Here is a 23112-nt window from a genome sequence, read left to right as displayed (position 1 = left end):
TTGCTCACGGAATGACGCGCTCGCGGCGCAACGTGTCGAACAGCTGGTAGAACATCTGCTCGGTGTCGATGTATTCGTGGAAGCCGAGGCGCCGGGCTTTGGAGCTGTCGGCGAAGAAGTCGTAGTCCCACGAGAAGACGAAGTCCGCGAATGGCCAGGAGGAGAGTTGTGTATAGTCGTGTTTTACCAGGCCGTGCTTTTCTTGTAGCGCCTGCCACAGGGCGGCTTTGTCGGCCATGACGGTTTGCAACGGCATGGTTAATGGCGGCGCGGCCTCCAGACCAAAGTAGGCGGCCAGTTTAGGCCAGAGGTCGTTCCAGCGAAAGAGATCACCATTGGTAACGTTAAAGGCCTGGTTGGCGCAGGCGGGTGTTATGGCGGCCCAGACCGTGGCTTTCGCTAATAATGCTGCATCGGTCATTTCCATCAATTTATCGTAGGCGCCGGGTTTGCCCGGAAAGCGTAGTGGCAGGTTTAGCGCGCGCGAGATCGATGCATAGACCGCGATGGCCAGCGCCAGGTTCATGGGGTTGCCGAGCGCGGTACCGCCTACCACGGATGGCCTGATGGCGGACCAGGTCCAGGCTTTGTTTCGTTGCCGCTGTTCCAGGAATTGTTGTTGGTCGACGTTGAACTCGGGTGGCATGTGGCCCGCGTCACTTTCTTTGGCCGGTGTCTTGAAGGGCCCAAGGTGGGCGCCGTATACTTTGTAACCCTGCATGAGGCTGATGTGCCGGAGGTTTGTTGCCACCGGCTCGACGGCCTCGACGATGTTGACGAGCATGGCCAGGTTGGGAGGGACAAGCCCGGCCCACGTGGGGCGATCCTGGTAGGCGGCATAGAAGATGTGTGTGACGTCGGTCAGTGCCGCCAGCCGTTCGTGGCATTGGGCTGCGTCGAGCAGATCGACGGCGATGTGGCGAATGCGCGCAGTGTCCTGACCACCTTTGCGCGAGAGTCCGATGATGTTCCACGTGTCGAGCGTGTCGAGGTATTGAATCAGGTTCGTGCCGATCACGCCGTTGGCGCCGACGACGAGGGCTGTATTGGTTACTGTTTTCATGAAGCAAAGCTAGGGTGGCTCGTACGGAGGCTTAGGTAGAATTCTGTTAGGATTTGGTATATTTCCGCTATGAAGCGCTACCGTCAAATCGCCCCGGTGATGATCTCCGACTTTACGGCAGAGGCGTGGCATCATCCCGTGCATAACCATAATCACTACGAGCTGATCTATATCAGGTCAGGGAAGGGCTGGCATACTATCGACGGTGGTCGTGTGGCATATAAGGCAGGCGATGTGTTCCTGCTGGGACCGGAGGAAGCGCATGCGTTTGAGATACATACCCGCACGCGTTTTATTTACATCAAGTTTACGGATCAATTTATACATCAGCAGGGCGCAACGGCCACGCCGGGGGTGCAGTCGTTGGAGTATCTGATCAAGCGGCGTGATACGCACCTGTCGGGGTTTACACTGCCGGCAACTGATCGGCACACGGTGAAAGCCATCTTTGCGGTGGTGTCGTCGTTGCAACGGAATGTAGCACAGGCAGAGTCGATTGTGTGGACGCAGGTGTTGGCGTTGGCAATAATCTTACAAGGCAACCTGCCGGAACTGCAGGCGGCGACGCGCCCGGAGCGGGATATGCAGGCGATGTTTTGTTATATTCATAAGTATATTTATACACCGGATAAGCTTCGGGCGGAGGTCATGGCGAGCCACTTCCATACGACGCCGGATTACATCGGACCGTATTTCAAGCGGCACGCGGGCGTGACGTTGCGGGAGTACGTCCGGCAGTATCGCGGTGGATTGATCCGGAAGCGGATGGAGAGCGGGCAGTATAGTTTGAAAAGTATTGCGGCGGAGTTTGGGCTGACGGATGAGAGCCATGTGAGGAAATTGGCCGCGGGATGAGCGGCAGACGTTACGACGACTGGTGTGGCAGTAAAGCGGCTGGCCGGGCTCAAACTTGCACCGGCAAACCCATATTTTTTATTCTTACATTAAAACTAATAGCCATTTCTCTACATCTGTGAATTATCCAATATGAAATACAGTATGCATTGTATTCTTGCGCTCCTTCTTTTGTTTGTTGCTTTTTTTGCGAATGCGCAGGACGCTTCGGGCCTTTTGGAAAAGAGCCGCAAGCATGTGCGGGCGCAGCATTCTATTGCATATAAGTATCGGGCGTATTGGCCCAACCCCGTTGGTGAGATTGATACGTTGTCCGGAGAGAACCGGTTTGTGGTGGGGAAGCAGCCGTTGTTTCGATATGATTTTGTGTCGAAGGCCCCGGGGCGCGATATGACGTATATAGATGGAGTTTACCGGGAGGTGTTGCACGATGAAAAGAAGGTGGAATTGCATCCGGACGAGGAGAAGGCCGTACGAATGTTTACGAAGGGCCTGATACCGCTGAAGTATTCGCCCATCGTATTGTTGGATCGCTCCTGGCAATATGTGCGCGACACGACGATTGTGCATTCGCTGGCCGGGTACCGCACGGTAGACATGGATACGGTGGTGAATGGCAATCGGGTGTATGTGGAGCTTTGGTTGTATATCGGGAAGGATTCCAGGTTGCCGGAATGGTATGTGCAGCAGTCTTATTTTAACGGTAATCGGTCGCAGCGAGTCGAGTTTGAGTTTACCGACTATGCGCTGTCGCGGAAGGTAGAGCCCCTGGTATATGCCTTGCCCGCGGGGTACAGGTCGGAGGTGTACGGTTCGGCGTCCGGGCCACAGGTGTTGCAAGCCGGTGTGGAAGCGCCGGTGTTTCAGCTGAGGGATCTGCAGGGCAATCTCGTGGATCTGAAGGCGCTGCGGGGGAGGAAGGTGTTATTGAATTTTTCCACGATCAACTGCGGGTATTGTAAGATGGCGATTGACCATATGAACCGTAAGGATTTTGCGTTGCCTGACAACGTGGTGGCCGTCTATATCAACCCCATCGATAAGTCTGATCGGGTTGCAAGCTATGCGCAGAAGAGTCATATTCCCTTTCCGGTGGTGGCGGATGCCAGGGCTATCGGGACGTTGTATGGTGTGTCGGGGTATCCCACTTTTTTTCTGATTGATGAGAAAGGGGTTATTCAGGAGACGGTTGTAGGGTATCGGGAGGCGTTTTTGGATGGGCTTTCTAAGAAGAAATAGTTACTCACAGGTTAAATTCCATCGCCTGCGGTGGCTACCGGCTAGTGTGAGTGTGAGAGCGAAGAGAAAACAGAGCGAGTATGTTCCCTCTCGCGCTCACACTCGCTCTGTTTTCATAGCCGGGCCATAGTAACTGCCCTGATAGCGGAAGTTATTGCGTATACATTCGGGTAAATGATCGGGTGAGCCGCTGTAGTGTACACTAAGTTCGGCTTTGCGTGGATCGCTGAAGGCATCTTGTATGAAGGCCAGCACATGTTCAGACTCGAAGATGTGGTAGCCGCCGATGATGACGGTGTGCGGGAACTCCGCGGTGAATGCTTCGATCAACGCTTCCTTGTCGGTGAGGGTGGCATTATAACCACCCGTACCTTCGAACATCATGTGGTAGTCGAGCAGGTATGTAATGAGGAACGTTGTCAACGTGGGACTTACACGCTTATCCCACAGCACACGACCTTGATTGTCGATGGCATAACCGTCGACGGGCGGGTCGGGAAGGTTGAGATCTTCGTGTTTGATAGCCCAATAATAGTCTTCTTCGCCCTGGATCATGAGCGTGATGGCATCGATGTCGGAGCGGAATTTGATGTCGTGGAAGTCACGCAACAGCCATTGACCGGATTTAATCATGGTCTCGTTGAGGTAGATCCATTGCCGGAGTGAGGGGGGCAGGGGCGAGCCTGATTTTTCTTCGAGGTCGGCTACTATAAGCCGATGGTCGGCTTCGTTCCAGTCGAGCGTCGCCTGGTGCCATTTCTCGAGAAGTTGTTTAATAATAGCCCAACCTTCCTGGTACGTTGCGGGTGTACGGTCAAATATGATCATAAGAATCAATTAGATCTGCACCACACAGGTAAGCAAGGCAAAGCTACGGCATGACGCCATAGTGTGCAACAATACGCCCGGCGCTCGCCGGGTTAATATGTTGCACCATCGAAGTTTAGACCCATTGGTCCTTGCGCACGTGTGTCGTGCGAACAGCTATAGTAGAAATTACTGTTGGTTTTAAAATTACCGCTCGTTTAAAGTTGACAGCTATAAAATAGCGCTGAAATCGAAACAAATACAGGTTTATTTTGTTACTGCGTCGCTGATGGAAAAAGATGTGCTTTTATAAGAGTATACAGGTATATTCCTATATCCTTAACCTGAAATCCTATGAGCACTACCCGCAGAGCATTTTTTCAGCAATCTATCCGCGCGGCCGGCGCGCTTTCGCTCACCGGGATGTCTGCACAAGCGTTAGCTGAAGATGTGTCGGATGCGTTGCGGGCGTTACAGCAACCATCACCTTTGCGAGCCGCCCAGGATGAAGAGCTCTGGGCGCGCATCGCGCAAGCCTATACGGTGTCGCCGGCGATCTTAAATCTCAATAACGGTGGTGTCAGCCCTCAGCCAAGGGTTGTTCAGGAAGCATTGGAACGTTATACTAAATATAGTAATGAGGCGCCGTCGCATTACATGTGGCATATACTCGACAAGGGGCGTGAGCCGATCCGGCGCAAGCTGGCGGACCTGGCCGGCACGGAGACGGGTGAGTTGGCTATTAACCGGAACACTACCGAAGCGCTGGGCACGGTTACCTTCGGTTTGCCGCTGAGCAAAGGTGATGAGATCGTCATGACGCGCCAGGATTATCCCAACATGATCCATGCGTGGAAACAACGCGAGTTGCGCGAGGGCATTAAGATCAACTGGATCAGTTTCACGTTGCCGGTCGAGAACGATGATACCATTCTCAAGGCCTTTATCAACGCGACCACGCCGCGGACGCGTATTTGGCATATCACGCACATGATCAACTGGACGGGCCAAATCTTGCCGGTGAAGAAGCTCTGCGACGAGGCGCGGCGTCGTGGGTTGATTTCGATCGTAGACGCTTCGCATACTTTTGCGCATCTTGATTATAAAGTCCGGGACTTTAACCCCGATTACTTCGGTACCAGTTTACACAAGTGGTTGTGCGCGCCGTTTGGTACGGGGCTGCTCTATGTGCAGCAGAAGAATATCGAGGGGTTATGGCCTTTGTTTCCGAACGATAGACCCCAGAGTGCTGACATCCGCAAGTTCGAGACGTTGGGGACACGGTCATTTCCAACGGAGCAGGCTATTGGTCAGGCGATTGATTTTCACCTGGCGATTGGGAGTAAGCGCAAGGAAGAACGGTTGCGCTATTTGAAGAATTATTGGTGTGAGAAGGTAGCGAAGTTGCCGCGGGTCACATTAAATGTGTCGCTTAAACCGGAGTATGCTTGCGCTTTGGGAAATTTTTCGATTGCCGGGATCGAACCGGAGGTGTTGTCGGGGAAGCTGATGGGGGAATATCAGATTCACGCGGTGGCGATTAAGTGGGAGAATATTAGTGGGGTGCGGATTACGCCGCATGTGTATACGCTGGAACGGGATTTGGATAGACTCGTGGATGCGATTACGGCGTTGGCGAAGAGTTGAGTGCTATATGATTGGTCACGATGTTGTCTCTTCGTCAGTCTGAAGACTGACATTAGGGTAGGCACAAGTCTCCGCCCCGGGGCGGGGCTAAGACTTGCGCCAGCTGTTAGCTCGCTCTGTCCGCTTGCGGTCGGTGTGCTGCGGAATCGAACTTAAAACAGAGTGAGTGTGAGTGTGAGAGCGATACGGGAATTCTTTTTTTATGTTTTTTCTTCGCTCTCACACTCACTCTGGTTTATCGAAGGTAGAATTTTATGCCGGTGTTAAATCCCAATCCACCGATGTTTACATACGAGCGCAGGTCGTCTGATGGTCGGCTGCGGTCGAAATCTTCCCAGCCTTCGACGTTCATGCCAGGTGTCAGCTCGCTGTGATAGGTTACGTCTTTCTGGCTGGCGCTGGCATTCTCCATCGTAATGGGCGTTTGCGGCGCGCCGGGCACAGGCTGCAACGTGGCGTCGCTTACCACGGTAGCGGTACCAGCATATTTTTTCAATTCTTTATCCTTGCCACCCACCGAGATGTTCCGGTATTCTACTTCCACAAAAACACTACAGTGATCGCTGATCATGAAGTCTGTACCGACGGCTGCCTGGAAGCCTACAGTAGGGCGGGGGTTGATGCGCTCTTCGCGTTCCAACGCCAGGGCAATGTGTGTGTCAGGTACGGGCGATGTAAAACCGGCTTCTTCAGCAAATTGACCGGTCTTGTCATCGAGTGTTGTGTTGATCTGCAGGTAGCCGCCGACAGGTACGATGATCCCCACTTTGGTATAGGGTCTTACCATGCCTTCTATCGGGAAGTGCGCGACGAGGGCCGGGGCAACATCATATGCGCGGATCTTGCCGACAGTGTTCAGGTTTAATACCGTGTTGCCACCGATGGTTCCGTTTTGGCGCATCATGTCTTGTTCCGTGCTTTGATACATGTTCAATCCGAGCTCGACGCCGAGGATGCGGTTAAACCGGTACCCGAATGTAAGGCCGGCGCGCCAGCCTTCGCCAAAGGATCCAGTCAATGCCTTCTCGGATGTCGTCGTGGTTTCACCCGTCTGTGGGTTGATGGTAAAACTTCTGTCACGCGCGGGCATGCCGCTGATCGCGGGAAATTCGACCGGTGTTACTTTAAGGAAATAACTGCCGGTGGGCTTAACATAAAATCCATGCGGATAATCGTCCTGCGCTTTGAGTGTCAGCGTACCGACTGCCAGCAGAAACGCTGTTAATGCAATTGTCTTTTTCATATTGGCCTCCTTTCAGTTTTTACAGCATAAACGGTGTTTAATAATGCTGTACAGTCTAAACTTCCGTGCCCGGTAGCGTTTGTGGAAAGGGTGCGGTGTTGCACAACAGCGTGTGCAAGTTGTTGCGGGTTGTTATTTTAACATTGCTTCGAACAAGCGATCAATATCTTCTACAGTATTATACACGTGTGGTGCGATGCGCATTTTCTCGCCACGAAAGCCGACATATACCTGGTTGTCTACCAGCTTCTGGCCCAGGGCGGGAATCTGATCGAACGTGAAATTTAGCCCCACCATGTGGCCGACGTGTGGCGCATCGGCTGACGATATCGTGAAACCATGTTGTTGGGCGCGTGCGCGGATTTGCGCAGTGAGCTGTGATAATGTTTCGTGTATATTGTCGACACCCCAATCCAGGATTTGGGTAAGCGCCGCGATGGCCATGGGCACGTGTATAAAGCTGGGTGACTCGCCGGCATCAAAACGTCGGGCGCCAGGTTTATAGCCATCTCTATACTCGGCGAGGCGTGTAAAATCTTCCGCGCCGCTTTTGTTTAACCACGAGTATTCCAGCGGTACGCCGTGCAGATCATATTCCGGCGCGGCATATAGGTAGCCTAAGCCATACGGTCCCATGAGCCATTTATACCCCACGCTCACCAGGAAGTCGGGGCGGATGACGCTTACGTCCAATGGATAGGCTCCGACAGATTGACTGACGTCGATCACAAGCCGAGCCTTCACTTCTTTGACGCGACGGCTTACGGACTCCAGGTCGATGAGGCTTCCGTCGGTCCAATGACAATTGGGGATGGCGACTACACCGGTGCGATCGTCGATGTGGGCAAGGATAGCGTCCGTCCACGATTGGCCCGGCTGTCGGTTTACGGTGACGATGGTGGCGCCGGTTTCGTACGAACGCTCGCGCCAGGCGTAGACGTTGGAGGGATATTGCTGATCGAGGACGACAATGGTCTGATCCTTTGTGAGCGGTATATTCTTTGCCGCAATGGCAATGCCGTAGCTTACGGCAGGTACCAGCGCGATGTTGTCGCGGTTAGCGTGAATGATGCGGGCGAAGAGGTCCCGCAATGTCTCGACCGGCTCGAACCACGCGGACGCCGCGATCTCCCACGGGTGACGGCGCTCGTAGAGGCCCCATGTGCCGGCTTCTTCCACCGACTTGAGAAGTGGTGACATGGATGCACAGTTGAAATACGATACTTCATCGGGCATGGTGTAAAGCTCTTTTTGATTGGGGATGATCATGGTGCTACCGGTTAATGGCGTGTTTCTGCCGTAGCAATATAACATGCGCCGCGCCGAACCAAAAGTATTTTGCGGGTAAACAACAAACCGGTACCTTTCCTAGTACACAACCTTTACACTATGACGATGTTAACACGCCTGCGCACGTATATATTCCTGTTGATGATTTGCTTGTTGTGTGTGTCGCTGTGCACACAAGCGCAGACAGATAAACCCGCCTTTCGCGTCATTGGTTTCTTCACGGCCAGGAACGATCAGGCACACATCAGCTTTGTACACGAAGCCAACAAGTGGCTGGCCGCTACCGCACAGGAGCATCACTTTGTATATGACTCCACCCAGGACTGGAACAACCTAAACGCTACCTTCCTGGCGAACTACCAGGTGATACTTTTTCTGGATACGCGTCCCGAAGAGATTGCTCAGCGAGCGGCGTTCGAGGCGTATATGAAAAACGGCGGGGCGTGGATCGGCTTTCACTTTGCAGGGTTTGCACTAACGCCTTCGGCGTATCCGCAGGATTGGGATTGGTATCACCAGGAGTTCCTGGGGGCAGGGGAGTATAAAAGTAATACGTGGCGGCCAACGAAGGCGGTGCTGCGTGTTGAGGACCCAAAGCATCCCGCTACGAGGGGGTTGGGCGCTACGTTCGAGGCGGCGCCGAATGAATGGTATTGCTGGAAGAATGATCTGCGGAAGAATAAAAATATAAAGGTGTTGTTGTCGGTGGATCCGTCGAGCTTTCCGTTAGGAACTGGACCGAAGCCGCACGAGATCTGGCACAGCGGGGATTATCCGGTGGCGTGGACGAATACGAAGTACCGCATGATGTATATTAATATGGGGCATAATGATATTGATTATGAAGGGAAGACGAATCGGACTTTATCGTCGTCGTTTTCTAGTGCGGGGCAGAATGCTTTCCTTATCAATACGTTGGTTTGGTTGGGGAAAGGGAAATAGTAAATGTAGCTTTTTCGCTGAGAGCCCGTACTTCGTCGGGAGACAGCAGTCTGAAGACTGCCATTAGACCAGGTCCAAGTCGCCCTCCCTACGGTCGGAAGACTTGAACCAGATACTATCCCTTCAGGTGAGTTGATTCGCGAATGACGAGTCTGCTTTTAATTAATTTCTTCTGCGGCTCGCGGTTGCCTTTGATTTGGTCGAGGAGGAGGGCGGCGGCTTCGGAGCCCATGTCGTAGGCGGACATGTCGATGCTGGTGAGGGCGGGCTCGACGAAGCGGCAGATGGTTTCGTTGTTGAAGCCCAGGATGGCGATGTCCTGGGGGATACGCAGGCCGTTCTTTTTAATGACGTGCATCATTTCGATGGCGGCGAAGTCGTTAATGGCGAAGATGGCGTCGGGGCGTTGGGATACGTTAATCAGGTCACGCGTATAGTCTTCTACGCTGCCGGCACGGAAGTGCGACTGTACTATATAATTTTCTTTTACGGGGAGGTTGTGTTTCCTCAGGGCATCCATATAGCCTTTGAGACGGTTGCGGCTATTGTATAGGTTTTGGGGGCCGGCGACGATGGCAATGCGTTGGCAGCCCTGGCTGATGAGGTGCTCGGTGCCTTCGAAGGCAATCTCGTAGTTGTCGGTATATACGCGGGACGTGTTGAGCTCTTCGCTGATGCGGTCGAAGAATACGATCGGTATATTTTTATCCAATAAGACCTGGAAGTGATCGGTGCGGTCGGTTTCGGCGGAGACGGAGACTAATACACCGTCGACGTGCGCGGTGAGAAGTGAGCGCAGGTTGCTGCGTTCGGTGACGAACGATTCGTCGGACTGGCAGATCATGACATTATATCCCGCCAGGTTGGCCACCCGTTGGATGCCGCCGATGGCCTTGGCGAAGAAACGGTTTACGGTTTCGGGAATGAGTACGCCGATGGTGTTGGTGCGTTGTTGTTTGAGGTTGAGGGCAAGGGCGTTGGGAGTATAATTGAGTTTGCGCGCGAGCTCGAGCACTTTGTGTCGTGTCTCGGCGTTGACGTCGGAGTGCTCGGATAATGCGCGTGACACGGTGGACTTGGAGATGCCCAGCATTTTGGCGATGTCGTTGATGGTGATGGAACCGGAGCTCATAGATCGTTTTACTGCCATGCAAGATAAATATTAAAGTTCTGGGACCGTTCCCGGGAACGGTCCCTATTAAATATGATTTAAAAAGCAACTATTTGGTCATATTTTTTACTACAATCGTATTAAATTCTTGGACAATCGATTGCACAGATGGCACTTTTACCCCACTTCAACCCCGCTCAAGCCATCCGGTATAATACCGGGATTTCCGCCCTTCGCCCCCTGGGAGAAGGCATGGACGCCCTGTTTGACCGGGTAGTACGCGAGGACGATTACAAGTCGTTCGAGACGATCTTTAAGCGTATGTACCGGCAGCTGTGTCGGGTCTCTGCGCACATGGTGCATAGCCACGCACTGGCCGAAGAGATTGTGGACGACGTGTTCTGCAACCTCTGGGGTAATCGCAAGCGCATTCAAATCAATACGTCTTTCCAGGCATACCTGCTGACTTCCGTACGAAACAAATCGCTGGATTGCCTGCGTAAGGCCAAACACGATCGGAATATAGCGCTGGAATGCGCGGCAAATGTGGCAAGCGTGCACGACGGGGCACAGGAGAGCCTGGTATATGAAGAGTTACGCGGGCAGATCGAGTCGGCTATTGAATCGCTGCCCAAGCAGTGCCGGACGATCTTCCGGATGAGCCGCGAACAGGACATGAAATACAAGGACATTGCCGACGTGCTGAAGATCAGTATCAAGACCGTCGATACCCAGATGGGCCGCGCGCTAAAGCACCTGCGGCAGGCAGTGCGGCCGGTATCCGTATAAAAAATCCGCCGGTAGCGGAACAGGCTGTAGGGAGAGCTGCTGTTTTCAGCGTCCTTGTTACATGGCCAGACCTCCCGCGCTTACCGGAATTTACGCCTTGATGGCTCGCTGCCTGGCCGGCGAAGCGACTCCGGAAGATATCCATCAGCTGAAAACGTTATGCGATGAAGATCCGGCCTGGTGTGCCGAGTTTGAGCTGATGCGGGGCCTTTGGGCGGAAGCCTGCCTGCCGGCAGGCACGGCCTATGGCGCCGCCGACGGTAAAACGATCGAAGAAGACCTGGATCGTGTGAGTGGCAAGTTGAAGGCGCGGGGCTTGCGGGAATAACAATACATATTATAGAGGGAAGCGACGATGTTGATGGAACAGACATGGCGCTGGTTCGGGCCCAACGACCCGGTCAGCCTGCAAGATATACGACAGGCGGGTGCCACGGGCGTAGTCTCTGCGTTACACCATTTGCCAAACGGTGTGGTGTGGCCGGTGGAGGAGATCTTGAAACGCAAAGAATTGATTGAAGCGGCGGGCCTGACGTGGTCGGTCGTCGAAAGTATACCGGTACACGAAGATATTAAAAAACAGAAGCCCGGCTATGAGCAGTATATCGCCCACTATAGCGAAAGTCTGCGCAACCTGGGAAGCTGCGGCATTCGTACCGTGTGCTATAATTTTATGCCGGTATTGGACTGGACACGTACCGATCTGGCATACGTGCTACCCGATGGTTCAAGGGCATTGCGGTTTGATGCCGTGGCCTTTGCGGCGTTTGACCTGTTTGTGTTGAAACGTCGTGGTGCGCTGCGGGAATATACGCGGGCGCGTATTGAAGCCGCCGAGCGGTATTACGACGGGGCGAGCGACGAGACGTTGGATGCCTTGCGTAAAAATATACTGGCCGGTCTTCCCGGCGCGGAGGAAGGGTATACCCTGGATCAATTTCGCCAGGTATTGGAAGAATACGACAGCGTAGACGAGCTACGCCTGCGGCAACATTTATATACGTTTATCCGCGCGATAGCGCCGGTAGCCGAAGAAGCCGGTGTGCGTCTGGCGATTCATCCCGACGACCCGCCGTACCCGATGTTTGGGCTGCCGCGGGTGGTGAGTACCGAATCCGATGCGGTACGCTTGTTGGCGGCGTATGACTCTGTCTATAATGGTCTATGTTTTTGTACGGGCTCGTATGGCGTGCGTGCCGACAACGACCTGGCGGGCATGGTAGAACGCCTGGGCGCTCGCATCAACTTTGTTCATTTGCGCAGCACACGTCGCGACGGCGATGGTAATTTTTTTGAAGCTGACCATTTAGATGGCGATGTTGATATGCCGCACGTCATGAAGGCACTTATTATCGAACAACGGAAGCGCGCAACACGCATTCCTTTCCGGCCGGATCATGGCCACCAGATGTTGGACGACCTGCAGAAGAAAACAAATCCAGGGTATTCGGCCATTGGCCGTTTGCGAGGCCTGGCCGAACTGCGCGGTCTCGAATTGGGTATTGCCTCGGTGTTGCCTGTGTAGGGACACACAAATAATTAAAACGATTGCATGTAGGGGTAAGCATTTTTTTACAACGTCATATAACAAACCGCTGTGTGTGTTCGCGCGTGCGGCGGTTGGGGGAGACCTGTCGGCGGCACACCGCAGGTTTTCGCAACCATGTAAAACCCAAACCTAAATTGTTCTTATGACAAAAGCTCTACGTAAAAGCTGCCAGGCATGGCTATTCATGTTCCTGGTCACGGCGCTGCTGGCTCCGCTGGCAGGGCAGGCACAGACCCACAGTGTATCGGGCGTCGTTACGTCCGATGATGGCTCGCCCCTTCCCGGGGTATATGTACTGGTGAAAGGCACAGCCAACGGTACAGCCACTGATTCAAACGGAAAGTATACGCTCAATGCTCCGGCCGACGGCACGTTGGTCTTTACCTTTATCGGCATGCGTCCGATGGAACGTCCGGTGAGTGGCCTGACGACGCTGGATGTTGCGATGGAGGCGGACATCTCCGAGCTCGACGAGATCGTTGTTGTCGGGTATGGTACACAGAAGAAAAGTGACCTGACGGGTTCCGTATCATCGATATCGTCGAAGGAAATTCGTTCGGTGCCGGTGGCTTCGCTTTCGCAGGCATTGCAGGGCCGTGCAGCCGGTGTGCAGGTGATGCAGTCGTCGAATTCGCCCGGTGGCGGTGTGACGGTGCGCATCCGCGGCGGCAACTCGATCCAGGGTGGTAACGAACCGCTGTATGTTGTAGACGGTTATCCGCTCTATAATGAATCAGGCCCGACCGTTAGCCCGAACGACATCGAGTCGATGGAGATTCTGAAAGACGCGTCGGCTACAGCGATCTATGGTTCGCGTGGCGCCAACGGCGTGGTGATCATTACGACGAAGCGCGGTAAGCCCGGTAAAGCGAACGTTCAGTTTGAAACATACGTGGGTTTCCAGGAAGTACGGAAGAAGCTTGATATGCTCAACGCTACGCAGTTGGCGGAGCTGATTAATGATGGTATTGCCAACACCAACGCTGACAATCCTACGAAGCCTGCGGTAGCACCTGCCTTTACGCAGGAGCAGATCGACGCGCTGGGCAAAGGTACAGACTGGCAGGACGAAATATTTCGTACGGCTCCGATCCAGAACTACTACCTGGCCATGAGCGGTGGCGATGAAAAGATGCAGTATGCCATTACCGGCAACTACTTCGATCAGGATGGTATCGTGATCAATTCCAATTATAATCGTGCGTCGTTCCGGCTGAACCTGGATCGTAAGATGAGCGAGCGGCTGAAGTTCAGCAACAGCCTGACATTTTCGCGCAGCAAGCGCAACCAAATCACGTCGGACACGGACGGTGGTGGTGGCGCCGGCGTGGTATACGGTGCACTGAACTTTTCGCCGACGGTGCCGGTGCGCAACCCCGACGGTACGTACACCATTGACAACCGTACAGGCGCGATCAAGATCAGCAACCCGGTGGCGATGGCCAACGATATCGAAAACGAAAACACCACCAGCCGTGTGCTGGGTACGGTATCGGCTGAATATATTCTTGCAAAGGGCCTTACTGCAAAAGTATTGTTTGGTACAAACCTCGTGTATGAAAAGGTGGGATTTTACCTGCCGCGGTCGACGTTTGCCGGCCTGCAAGTATCGGGCAGCGCATACCTGAACAACCGTCAGAGCGCAGAGTGGCTGAACGAAAACACGCTGACCTATAATAGAACGATCAACGACCGCCACACGTTCAATATCCTCGCGGGCTATACGCTGCAATCGGGTACGTCGGAGGAGTTTCGTGCCAATGCGCAGAACTTTGCCAACGACATTCTCAACAATAACAGCCTGGCGTCCGCGCAGCAGGCGAACCCCGGTTCGTCGGAGGTGTTTGACTGGGGCCTGCGCTCGTACCTGGCACGTGTTAACTATGACCTTGACGGTAAATACCTGGTAACGCTGACAGGGCGTATGGACGGCGCGTCCAAATTCGGTAAGGGGAATAAGAATGCGTTCTTCCCTTCAGGTTCGGTAGCGTGGAAGATCTCCAAAGAGAACTTTATGTCGGATGTACAGGCCGTGAGCGATCTGAAGCTCCGCGCCAGCTACGGTATTACCGGTAACCAGGAAATCGGTAACTATCAATCGATCGGCGCGTTGGGTACGCAGAACTTTAACTTCGATAACAAACTTTTTATTGGGTATGCACCCAGTCGTATGGCCAACCCGGACCTGAAGTGGGAGACAACGGAGCAGGTGAACGTCGGTATCGATGCGGGCTTCTTTAACGATCGCCTGCTCGTGACGGCGGACTGGTATAAAAAGAAAACGAAGGATCTATTGTTTAATGTGCCGCTGCCGGTAACGTCGGGGTATACCACCTCGCTGCAGAACATTGGTAAGGTACAGAACGAGGGTGTCGAGTTGGGCCTTGCCACGATCAACGTAGAGGGCGCTTTTACGTGGACGACCAATTTCAATATTGCTGCTAACCGCAACAAAGTGCTGGATCTGGGCAATGCCAAGGATGTTCCAACGGGTAGTGCCAGTGGTCACCTGCAGCTCGCCAACTCAGGTATACTACGTGTAGGGGAGCCGGTGGGTATATTCTACGGTTTGATCTTCGACGGTATTTTTCAGAACGCCGAAGAGATTGCCGGCTCGGCTCAGAAGAATGCCAAGCCGGGCGACCGCCGCTATGTAGATGTCAAGGAGGACGGTGCGATCAATTCTTCGGACCGGGTCATCCTGGGACAGGCGGCTCCGAAGTTTATTTTTGGCTTCAGCAACAGCTTTTCGTATAAGGGTTTTGATCTGAATGTATTCTTCCAGGGTGTACAAGGCAATAGTATCTACAACATCAACCGGTATGAGCTGGAATCCATGACGGGTATCAGTAACCAATCGGCGGAGGTGTTGAATCGCTGGTCGCCGACCAATCCGAGCAATACTATTCCGCGCGCGATCAGCGCGACGACGTCGTACCAGGTTACGAGCCGGCAGATCGAGGATGGTTCGTATATCCGCCTGCGCAACGTTCAGCTGGCGTACAACCTGCCGTCTACAGTGTTGGATCGTATCAAGCTGACTTCGGCCAAGATCTATATCAGCGGACAGAATCTGCTGACGATTACCGACTACTCGGGTTACGACCCCGAGGTAAGCCGCTATGGACAGGAAACCCTCAGCCAGGGTACCGACTATGGAAGCTATCCCTCCGCCAAGATGTATTTGATTGGTGTTAACATTGGTTTCTGATCATCTTAAACGACTTACGACTATGTATAAAAAATATATTCTCGGACTTTTGACTGTATGTCTGTCATCTTGCAGTGTGTTGGAAGAAGAGCCACATTCGTTCATTCCGGCTGAAGAGTTTTACAAGACCCAGGCCGACGCCATGGCGGCAGTGACGGCGGCGTATACGGCCAGCAAGGCCAACGGCGATACGAACCGTAACTTCAACATCCTGGGCGACATCACGACGGACGATCTCACGCCACTGGCCAACAACAACGACCGGGTACAGTTAAACAGCTATACGCATACTTCCCAGAACGTTATTGTGCGGGAGTCATGGCAGAACTTTTTCCTGGGCATTACGCGCTGCAACATTGTGGTGGAACGCGTGCCGTCGATCGCCATGGACGAGGCGCTGCGCAGCCGCCTGGTGGCGGAGGCGAAATTCCTGCGTGGCTTTTATTATTTCCACCTGGTGCGCCTCTTTGGCAAAGTGCCGCTGGTGCTGCAGGAGACGAAGCTGCCGACGGAAGTGACATTCCCCAAGCGTGAAGAGCCGGAAGTGATCTATCAGCAGATCATCAAGGACTTTCAGGATGCCGAAACCGGACTGCCAGATAAGTATACCAAGAACGAGGACCGTGGCCGCGTCACCAGTGGCATGGCGAAGGGCTATCTGGCGTTGGTATACCTTACCCGTCAGGAGTGGAGCCTGGCGGCTGCCAAGGCAAAAGAAACCATGGAGGGACCGTACGGCTATGGCCTTTGGGATACGTATAAGGAGGTATTTGACGTGAAGAATGAGTTTGGCAAGGAGGCGATGTTTGACGCGCAGTTTGTGAGCGGACCTGGTGGACAAGGTAGTAACCTGATCGCTTTCTGGGCTCAGGAGAACAACTCGATCGCGGGTCGCGGTTTTGGATCGTTCAAACCTACGGATGGTATTTACAACAGCTTTGCTTCGTATGATAAGCGCAAAACTGAATTCTTTGTCAAAGGGACGGATAACAAGTGGTATTGCAACAAATGGGTGGACAGCGACGCCACAACGGCCAACCAGTCGGACAACAACTTCCCGCATATGCGTTTTGCGGAAGTGCTGTTGAACTTTGCGGAGGCGTCGAATGAAGATGTCGGCCCGAATGATGATGCGTATGGTGCGGTGAATGCGATTCGTATACGTTCCGGTCTGCCGGAACTGGAGAATCTGACGAAGGAGCAATTCCGAGACTCGGTGTTGCTGGAGCGCCGCCGTGAGCTGTGCTTTGAAGGCCACCGCTGGTATGACCTCGTGCGTACCGGCCGGTTAGTGTCGACCATCCAGGCTATCGGCAACACAAACATCAAAGAGTATCATCAAGTATTCCCGGTGCCGCAATTGGAATTGGATTTGAACACAAATCTTTTGCCTCAAAACGATCTGTATAATTAATCTTTTGTCATGAAGCGAATGAAACCCTGGGGGCTGTTGGTGACTGTTGGTATGAGTGCTCTTATAGCCTGTACGATTAAACCCGGCCTCGATACCCGTGCGGCGTTGGAGAAAGCGAAAGCACAATTGGAGACAAGCCTGACGGCGTATACGGACCTGACACAGTTTCCGCGTGGCGCGAAAGCCGACGGCAGTTATCGCGGCACCAAGTCGTCGGAGTGGACGAGCGGCTTTTACCCCGCCACGCTGTGGTATATGTACGAGTACACGCAGGACAAGAAATGGGCCGACGCGGCGCGACGCTGGACGGCGGGGATGGAGAAAGAACAGTTCAATACCCATACGCACGACCTGGGATTTATGCTCTATTGCCCGTTTGGCAATGGTTACCGCCTCACAAATGATCCGGCGTATAAAGAGGTCATGCTGCAAGGCGCGCGATCGTTGTCGACACGTTTTAACCCAAAGACAGGGTGTATAAAATCGTGGGACCACGGCAAGTGGCAGTTTCCGGTAATCATCGACAATATGATGAACCTGGAGCTGTTGTTCTGGGCCACGCGTGTGTCGGGTGATTCGAGCTTCTACAAGGTTGCCGTGACGCATGCCAACACGACGTCGAAGAATCACTTCCGAAGCGACAACAGCAGCTATCACGTGGTGGACTATGATACGCTGACCGGTAAGGTCATTCAACGCGTGACGCACCAGGGCTTTGCCAACGAATCGGCGTGGGCGCGTGGGCAAGCATGGGGTTTGTATGGCTATACCGTTGCTTACCGCGAGACGAAGGACAAACGCTACCTGGACCAGGCGGTGAAGATCGCGAGCTTTTATCTGAAGCATCCGAACCTTCCGGCGGACAAAGTGCCTTATTGGGACTTCAATGCCACGGGTATTCCGAAGGAAGAGCGCGATGCTTCGGCGGCCGCGATTACGGCGTCGGGCTTGCTGGAGCTGAGCACCTACGTGAAGGACGGTAAGCCTTACGTTACGGCGGCCGAGCAGATGCTGACGAGCCTGGGCTCGCCGGCGTACCTGGCCAAGCCGGGTGAGAACAATCACTTTATTTTACTGCACTCGGTGGGCCATAAGCCGGCGAAGTCGGAGATCGATGTACCGCTGGTGTATGCCGACTACTATTACATCGAAGGGCTGCTGCGTTATCAGCGCCTGAAAGATAATGCCCAAAAGAAATGAGCATTGGGTTAATTGGTTGAGTCGATGCGACTGGCCCTTTGGGTCAGTCGCATTTTTTTTAACTTGTCATGATGAAAAACAGCATTCTTCTATTTTCCATAGTTGCCCTGGCGGCCTGCAGTAAGCCGCGGCATAAGTTTCTCACCGTACAGAATCCGTTGGAGACGGAGCGTACGGAGATTGTGTCAATTCCGGTGGTGACACTCGATAGTCTGTTTCCCTCCTTTACGCCTGGGAACCTGATTGTGCAGGCCTCGGAAGATGACACCGAACACTGCCTGGCGCAGTGGATAGATGAGGACGGCGACGGTAAGCCGGAGGCGTTTCTGTTTGAGGCGTCGCTGAAGGGGAAGGAGCGCAAGACCTATATTTTAAAAGAAAGTGAGCATTCTGTACGCGACACAACGCTCGAAGGTACGTATGGCAGGTTTGTGCCGGAACGTATTGATGACTTTGCCTGGGAGAACAACCGGGTGGCTTTTCGGACGTACGGCCCCGAGGCGCAACGGTTGGTCGATGCGGGAGAGAAGGGTGGTACATTGTCGAGCGGGATTGATTGCTGGCTGAAGCGCGTGGAGTATGGTGTTATCGACGCCTGGTATGCTAAGAATACGAAGGGTGGAAGCTATCACAAGGACGATGGCGAGGGATATGATCCTTACCACGTGGGGGCCAGTCGCGGATGTGGCGGCCTGGGCGTTCTTGTAGGCGACTCGTTGTATGTGTCGAAGAACTTTGTTACACACCGCGTATTGGCCGATGGCCCGTTGCGCACGACGTTTGAGCTGACGTATGCGCCGTGGTCGGCTGCGGGGGCGATGGTGCGGGAGCGGAAGGTTGTGTCCATTGACCGCAACAATCAATTGAGTCGGATAGAAGCTTTTGTGACCTCCGATAGTACATTGGTGAACGTGACGCTCGGCATTACGCTGCACGATAAGAAGGGTGAGGTGAAGACCGACAGTGCACAGGGCTGGTTCCGTTATTGGGAGCCGATGGATGACTCGGAGCTCGGTACGGCGATTGTGATCGACCCGGCACGCGTGCTGCGATATGCAGATTATCGCACGACGAAGAAGGATATGAGTCATCTCTATGTGATGGCGGCTGCGCCGCGGCAGGATGCTGTGGTCTATTATACCGGCTTTGGCTGGAAGAAGGCAGGGAAGGTTGCTTCTGCGGAAACGTGGGATCTTTACTTGCAGGATTTTGCGCAGCGATTGACTTCGCCCGTGACAGTGCATTTTGAAAAATAGAGAGCAGATGATTGTGCGTAATCGTTATAGTTCTTTGTGTAAGGGAGTCGTTATTGTTGCAGCTTTTCTGTGGGTGGCCGTGCTGGACGTCTGTGGGCAAAGCAATTTGCAGCAGGAGGCGACGGATATTCTGCGTCCGCAGCTATTGCAAGAGGCTGACTGGGCGTTGGGCCAGGCACCTGTGACGGTTACAGCGGAGCGCTCGCCGCGGTCTGCCGGTGGTATACATGACTTTTATTCTGAAGGCGATTATTGGTGGCCGGATTCTACGGATGCGCGGGCGCCTTATGTTCAACGTGACGGCATGACCAATCCCGATAACTTTACAGCGCATCGGCGGGCGATGATTCGCTTTAGTACGATTGTGGGGGCGTTGGCATCAGCTTATAAAGTTACGGGGGATGTGCGGTATGTGCAGCAGGCGCTGGTGCACTTGCGGGCATGGTTTATCGACCCGGCTACACGCATGGCGCCGCACTTGTTGTATGCGCAAGCGATTCAGGGGCGTGCTACGGGAAGGGGGATTGGTATCATTGATACTATTCATTTAATGGAGGTGGCGCAGGGTGTGATGGTGATGATGGGGGCAAAGTCATTTGATGCGGATACGCGACGAGGGGTTACTGCCTGGTTTAAAGAGTATCTCGTCTGGCTGACGACGCATGCGTATGGGAAGGAGGAGATGAATGCGAAGAATAATCACGGGACGTGTTGGGTGATGCAGGTGGCTGCGTTTGCCAGGCTGACGGGAGATGAGCGCTTACTGAGCTTTTGCCGGGAGCGATTTAAGACGGTGTTGTTGCCGGAGCAGATGGCGGTGGATGGAAGCTTTCCGTTGGAGTTGAAAAGGACGAAGCCGTATGGGTATTCTATTTTTAATCTGGACGCTATGGTGATGGTCTGTCAGATTCTTTCGACGAAAAGAGAGGATCTGTGGCATTATCAGACGGCGGATGGGCGGTCTATTGGGAAGGGGATTGCGTTTTTATATCCTTATCTGCATGATAAGCAGGCGTGGCCTTATGCAAAGGATGTGATGTACTTTGATCAGTGGCCGGTGGCGGGGCCGGCATTGTTGTTTGGGGCGTGGGTGTTTGGGGAGGGGAGTTGGTTTGATACGTGGAAGAAGCTGGGGCATGCTCCGAAAGAGGATGAGGTTGTGCGGAATTTGCCAGTGCGGCATCCGTCGCTTTGGTTTTAGTATACACTACACTGGAACTTTCTTGTTTTCTGGTGACGCGGTCTTGCGGAGAGCCTTGTGGTGACGATTCATGACGCCGGTTTTTTGCTTAGGTAAAGATGGAAAATTTCATGAAATTACCCCGTCATGGCGTATCGTCTGTCTTTTGTTTTTCTGGCTTTCCTGGCCACTTCGGTATATGCACAGAAGCCTCGCAATCACCACGAGGAAGCGCTTTTGCTGGCAAAGATTCTGCGTGAGCAGCACGTCGCGCCCAAGGCGCTGGACGACAAGTTTTCGCGTCAGGTGTTTGCGCAGTTTACCAGTCAGCTCGATCCCGACAAGTTGTATTTCTCCGCTGCCGACCTGCAGACGTTGACTGCCCACGAAGGCCATCTCGACGACGAGCTGGTGGGCATCGGCTGGGCGTTTCTGCCGCAGGTAACGACATTGTACCGGCAGGCGCTCGAACGGGCCGAACGCATGATTACGCAAATCGGCGCTGCCGCCTTTACCGGCACGGTTAAAGAATATGTTTCCATCGACACCGCTCACTGGCCGGCCGATCCGTCAGCGCTACAGGCTAAGTGGCGGTTGTGGCTCAAGCACCAAACCTTACAACGCCTGGTGGATGTGCGGGTGGGGTACGACGGACCCGAGAAAGGGTTTTTTACGCGGCATGAGCCCGACGCGCGGCGGCGCGTAACAGCATACGAGCTTCGCACGGTGCGCCGTATTCTGCAACACCCGGGTGCATTTGAAAATTATGTGGCGGCGCAGTACTTCCAAAGTATTGCAGCGGTGTTCGATCCGCATACCACCTATATGCCGGTGACGGAAATGGAGAACTTTTTGTCCACGCTCAGCACGGAGGGATATTACTTTGGTATCACGCTCGATGAGAATGAACGCGGCGATGTGCTGGTCACGGCGCTGGCGCCGGGAGGCCCGGCGTGGAAGTCGGGTGATATCCATGCGTCGGATGTGCTGACCGGTTTACGTTGGGACGGCGAGGAGGAAGCGAATATTGAAGGTTTTACGCTGGACGAAGCCAACGCCATCCTGGCAGATGCCAACCACCGGTATATGGAGTTTACGGTGCGTCGTCAGGGCGGCGTGGTGAAGAAGGTAAGGCTGCAGAAGGAGAAAATCTCTTTGGAAGAGAATTACGTGCGCAGTTACGTGCTGGATGGCAGGCACCGGATTGGCTATATCGCACTGCCCGATTTTTATACCCGCTGGGATGACGAGAGCGAAGGCTCGCGGTGTGCCGGCGATGTGGCCAAGGAGGTGATGAAGCTGCGGCAAGAGGACATTCACGGGTTGATCCTCGATATTCGGTACAATGGCGGCGGTTCATTGATGGAAGCCGTGGCCATGGCCGGCATTTTCCTGGACGAAGGTCCGCTGGGCATGTTGCGAAACCGGCAACAGGATATCATCACGCTCAAGGATCTCGACCGTGGTACGGTATACGACGGCCCGCTGGTATTGTTGGTGAATGGACAGAGTGCTTCGGCCTCGGAATTTCTGGCGGCGGTGTTACAAGATTATCGCCGCGCGGTGATTGCGGGTACACGCACGTTTGGAAAGGCTACGGCGCAGAATTTCTTTCCGCTGGATCCCACGCAGGATCAGGGCCCTTCTTTAGCGACGATCAAGGATGGTCCCGGCTTTGCAAGCATTACGACCGACAAGATATACCGCGTGACTGGAGGCACTGCACAGGGTGCGGGCGTAACGCCTGACATCTCGTTGCCGGAGGTATTTGATATACCGGGTGTGCGCGAGTCGGCGATGCCTTTTGCGCTGCCGGCCGATTCGATCCTGAAACGCACGTACTTCCGGGCCTTGCCGCCGCTGCCGCTGGATTCGCTGCGCGCGCGCAGTGGTGTGCGCGTAGGGACGTCGACAACGTTTCAGCATATTGTCAAGGGCCGGCGCTGGCTGGCGGACGAGTTCCACGCTAAAAACGAGCCCGTGCCGCTGTTATGGGAGGCGTTGTACGCCCGCGAGGTTGTCATGCAGCGGCAATACCGGATGCTGGAAAAATCGCTGGAGCAAACCAGCCGCGTGTTTACGGTGAGCAACGGCAGTGTGGACCGTCAGCGCCTGGCGGCCGATGATTATGCAAAAGATTTTAATCAGTCGTGGATTACCAACCTGCAAAAAGATGTATACGTGGAAGAAGCTGTGAATATACTGACTGATATGATCGAGCTTAGTCCCCATGCTGCGAAATAATCAACCAAGGCGGTAAACGAGATCAACACGTCTTTGACGGCGGCCAATACAACGCTCACCGATGTGAACAAG

At 53.9% G+C, this 23112-nt stretch carries 18 protein-coding genes; 13 read left to right on the top strand and 5 right to left on the bottom strand.

Annotated elements, in window-relative coordinates:
• Nucleotides 1-4: 4 nt before the first annotated feature.
• Nucleotides 5-1063, bottom strand: coding sequence for an SDR family oxidoreductase (locus KK062_RS09545; RefSeq protein ID WP_254084058.1), 1059 nt, complete (start codon nt 1061-1063; stop codon nt 5-7).
• A 69-nt stretch (nt 1064-1132) separates the two neighbouring features.
• On the opposite strand from KK062_RS09545, the gene KK062_RS09540 reads away from it, so the two are divergent.
• Both KK062_RS09540 and KK062_RS09535 read left to right on the top strand, forming a co-directional pair.
• Complete coding sequence (locus tag KK062_RS09540; RefSeq protein ID WP_254084057.1) at nt 1133-1918, top strand: AraC family ligand binding domain-containing protein; 786 nt, start codon at nt 1133-1135, stop codon at nt 1916-1918.
• Between the two features lie 144 nt (nt 1919-2062).
• Complete coding sequence (locus tag KK062_RS09535) at nt 2063-3157, top strand: peroxiredoxin family protein (protein WP_254084056.1); 1095 nt, start codon at nt 2063-2065, stop codon at nt 3155-3157.
• Nucleotides 3158-3253: 96 nt separating this feature from the next.
• On the opposite strand, the gene KK062_RS09530 is transcribed toward KK062_RS09535, so the two are convergent.
• Nucleotides 3254-3985, bottom strand: a complete 732-nt coding sequence (locus tag KK062_RS09530) for a hypothetical protein (RefSeq protein ID WP_254084055.1) — start codon at nt 3983-3985, stop codon at nt 3254-3256.
• A gap of 333 nt (nt 3986-4318) precedes the next feature.
• Here KK062_RS09530 and KK062_RS09525 point away from each other — a divergent pair, with 333 nt between their 5' ends.
• On the top strand, nt 4319-5611 hold the full coding sequence (locus tag KK062_RS09525) for an aminotransferase class V-fold PLP-dependent enzyme (RefSeq protein ID WP_254084054.1): 1293 nt from the start codon (nt 4319-4321) through the stop codon (nt 5609-5611).
• Between the two features lie 235 nt (nt 5612-5846).
• Here the strand turns inward: KK062_RS09525 and KK062_RS09520 are convergent, their stop codons facing one another.
• Nucleotides 5847-6854, bottom strand: a complete 1008-nt coding sequence (locus tag KK062_RS09520) for an outer membrane beta-barrel protein (protein ID WP_254084053.1) — start codon at nt 6852-6854, stop codon at nt 5847-5849.
• Between the two features lie 132 nt (nt 6855-6986).
• On the bottom strand, nt 6987-8123 hold the full coding sequence (locus KK062_RS09515) for an aminotransferase class V-fold PLP-dependent enzyme (protein ID WP_254084052.1): 1137 nt from the start codon (nt 8121-8123) through the stop codon (nt 6987-6989).
• A 120-nt stretch (nt 8124-8243) separates the two neighbouring features.
• Between KK062_RS09515 and KK062_RS09510 the strand changes: the two genes are divergently transcribed.
• On the top strand, nt 8244-9086 hold the full coding sequence (locus tag KK062_RS09510; protein WP_254084051.1) for a ThuA domain-containing protein: 843 nt from the start codon (nt 8244-8246) through the stop codon (nt 9084-9086).
• 115 nt (nt 9087-9201) lie between these two features.
• Here KK062_RS09510 and KK062_RS09505 read toward each other — a convergent pair whose 3' ends face one another.
• Nucleotides 9202-10236 carry a LacI family DNA-binding transcriptional regulator gene (locus KK062_RS09505; RefSeq protein ID WP_254084050.1) on the bottom strand — a complete coding sequence of 345 codons (1035 nt, stop codon included), beginning with the start codon at nt 10234-10236 and terminating at the stop codon, nt 9202-9204.
• Between the two features lie 129 nt (nt 10237-10365).
• Between KK062_RS09505 and KK062_RS09500 the strand changes: the two genes are divergently transcribed.
• The 9 genes from KK062_RS09500 to KK062_RS09460 all read left to right on the top strand — a co-directional run bounded on the left by KK062_RS09500 (nt 10366) and on the right by KK062_RS09460 (nt 23040).
• Nucleotides 10366-10986, top strand: coding sequence for an RNA polymerase sigma-70 factor (locus KK062_RS09500; RefSeq protein WP_254084049.1), 621 nt, complete (start codon nt 10366-10368; stop codon nt 10984-10986).
• A 61-nt stretch (nt 10987-11047) separates the two neighbouring features.
• On the top strand, nt 11048-11314 hold the full coding sequence (locus KK062_RS09495; RefSeq protein ID WP_254084048.1) for a hypothetical protein: 267 nt from the start codon (nt 11048-11050) through the stop codon (nt 11312-11314).
• 27 nt (nt 11315-11341) lie between these two features.
• Nucleotides 11342-12511 carry a mannonate dehydratase gene (uxuA, locus tag KK062_RS09490; protein ID WP_254084047.1) on the top strand — a complete coding sequence of 390 codons (1170 nt, stop codon included), beginning with the start codon at nt 11342-11344 and terminating at the stop codon, nt 12509-12511.
• Between the two features lie 166 nt (nt 12512-12677).
• The gene (locus KK062_RS09485) at nt 12678-15746 is read left to right on the top strand and encodes a SusC/RagA family TonB-linked outer membrane protein (protein ID WP_254084046.1); all 3069 of its coding nucleotides are present in this window, start codon (nt 12678-12680) and stop codon (nt 15744-15746) included.
• 22 nt (nt 15747-15768) lie between these two features.
• Entirely contained in the window at nt 15769-17160 is a 1392-nt protein-coding gene (locus tag KK062_RS09480; protein WP_254084045.1) for a RagB/SusD family nutrient uptake outer membrane protein, read from the top strand.
• A gap of 9 nt (nt 17161-17169) precedes the next feature.
• A complete protein-coding gene (locus KK062_RS09475; protein WP_254084044.1) occupies nt 17170-18360 on the top strand; it encodes a glycoside hydrolase family 88 protein in 1191 nt (396 codons plus the stop codon).
• 68 nt (nt 18361-18428) lie between these two features.
• Nucleotides 18429-19616: a BT3233 family polysaccharide utilization protein gene (locus KK062_RS09470; RefSeq protein ID WP_254084043.1), complete on the top strand. Its 1188-nt coding sequence runs from the start codon at nt 18429-18431 to the stop codon at nt 19614-19616.
• Nucleotides 19617-19623: 7 nt separating this feature from the next.
• Nucleotides 19624-20817, top strand: coding sequence for an alginate lyase family protein (locus KK062_RS09465; protein WP_254084042.1), 1194 nt, complete (start codon nt 19624-19626; stop codon nt 20815-20817).
• Nucleotides 20818-20943: 126 nt separating this feature from the next.
• Entirely contained in the window at nt 20944-23040 is a 2097-nt protein-coding gene (locus tag KK062_RS09460) for a carboxy terminal-processing peptidase (RefSeq protein WP_254084041.1), read from the top strand.
• Nucleotides 23041-23112 lie beyond the last annotated feature (72 nt).

Source organism: Dawidia cretensis, assembly GCF_018598175.1.
In the GTDB taxonomy this organism is placed as follows: Bacteria; Bacteroidota; Bacteroidia; order Cytophagales; family Cyclobacteriaceae; genus Ohtaekwangia; species Ohtaekwangia cretensis.
The sequence above is the reverse complement of the archived record's forward strand: the minus strand, read 5'-3'. Positions and strand labels throughout refer to the sequence as shown.

Coding starts and splice junctions, on each gene's coding strand:
- KK062_RS09545 (WP_254084058.1), bottom strand. CDS start 1,063: ATGAAAACAGTAACCAATACAGCCCTCGTCGTCGGCGCCAACGGCGTG.
- KK062_RS09540 (WP_254084057.1), top strand. CDS start 1,133: ATGAAGCGCTACCGTCAAATCGCCCCGGTGATGATCTCCGACTTTACG.
- KK062_RS09535 (WP_254084056.1), top strand. CDS start 2,063: ATGCATTGTATTCTTGCGCTCCTTCTTTTGTTTGTTGCTTTTTTTGCG.
- KK062_RS09530 (WP_254084055.1), bottom strand. CDS start 3,985: ATGATCATATTTGACCGTACACCCGCAACGTACCAGGAAGGTTGGGCT.
- KK062_RS09525 (WP_254084054.1), top strand. CDS start 4,319: ATGAGCACTACCCGCAGAGCATTTTTTCAGCAATCTATCCGCGCGGCC.
- KK062_RS09520 (WP_254084053.1), bottom strand. CDS start 6,854: ATGAAAAAGACAATTGCATTAACAGCGTTTCTGCTGGCAGTCGGTACG.
- KK062_RS09515 (WP_254084052.1), bottom strand. CDS start 8,123: ATGATCATCCCCAATCAAAAAGAGCTTTACACCATGCCCGATGAAGTA.
- KK062_RS09510 (WP_254084051.1), top strand. CDS start 8,244: ATGACGATGTTAACACGCCTGCGCACGTATATATTCCTGTTGATGATT.
- KK062_RS09505 (WP_254084050.1), bottom strand. CDS start 10,236: ATGGCAGTAAAACGATCTATGAGCTCCGGTTCCATCACCATCAACGAC.
- KK062_RS09500 (WP_254084049.1), top strand. CDS start 10,366: ATGGCACTTTTACCCCACTTCAACCCCGCTCAAGCCATCCGGTATAAT.
- KK062_RS09495 (WP_254084048.1), top strand. CDS start 11,048: ATGGCCAGACCTCCCGCGCTTACCGGAATTTACGCCTTGATGGCTCGC.
- uxuA (WP_254084047.1), top strand. CDS start 11,342: ATGTTGATGGAACAGACATGGCGCTGGTTCGGGCCCAACGACCCGGTC.
- KK062_RS09485 (WP_254084046.1), top strand. CDS start 12,678: ATGACAAAAGCTCTACGTAAAAGCTGCCAGGCATGGCTATTCATGTTC.
- KK062_RS09480 (WP_254084045.1), top strand. CDS start 15,769: ATGTATAAAAAATATATTCTCGGACTTTTGACTGTATGTCTGTCATCT.
- KK062_RS09475 (WP_254084044.1), top strand. CDS start 17,170: ATGAAGCGAATGAAACCCTGGGGGCTGTTGGTGACTGTTGGTATGAGT.
- KK062_RS09470 (WP_254084043.1), top strand. CDS start 18,429: ATGATGAAAAACAGCATTCTTCTATTTTCCATAGTTGCCCTGGCGGCC.
- KK062_RS09465 (WP_254084042.1), top strand. CDS start 19,624: ATGATTGTGCGTAATCGTTATAGTTCTTTGTGTAAGGGAGTCGTTATT.
- KK062_RS09460 (WP_254084041.1), top strand. CDS start 20,944: ATGGCGTATCGTCTGTCTTTTGTTTTTCTGGCTTTCCTGGCCACTTCG.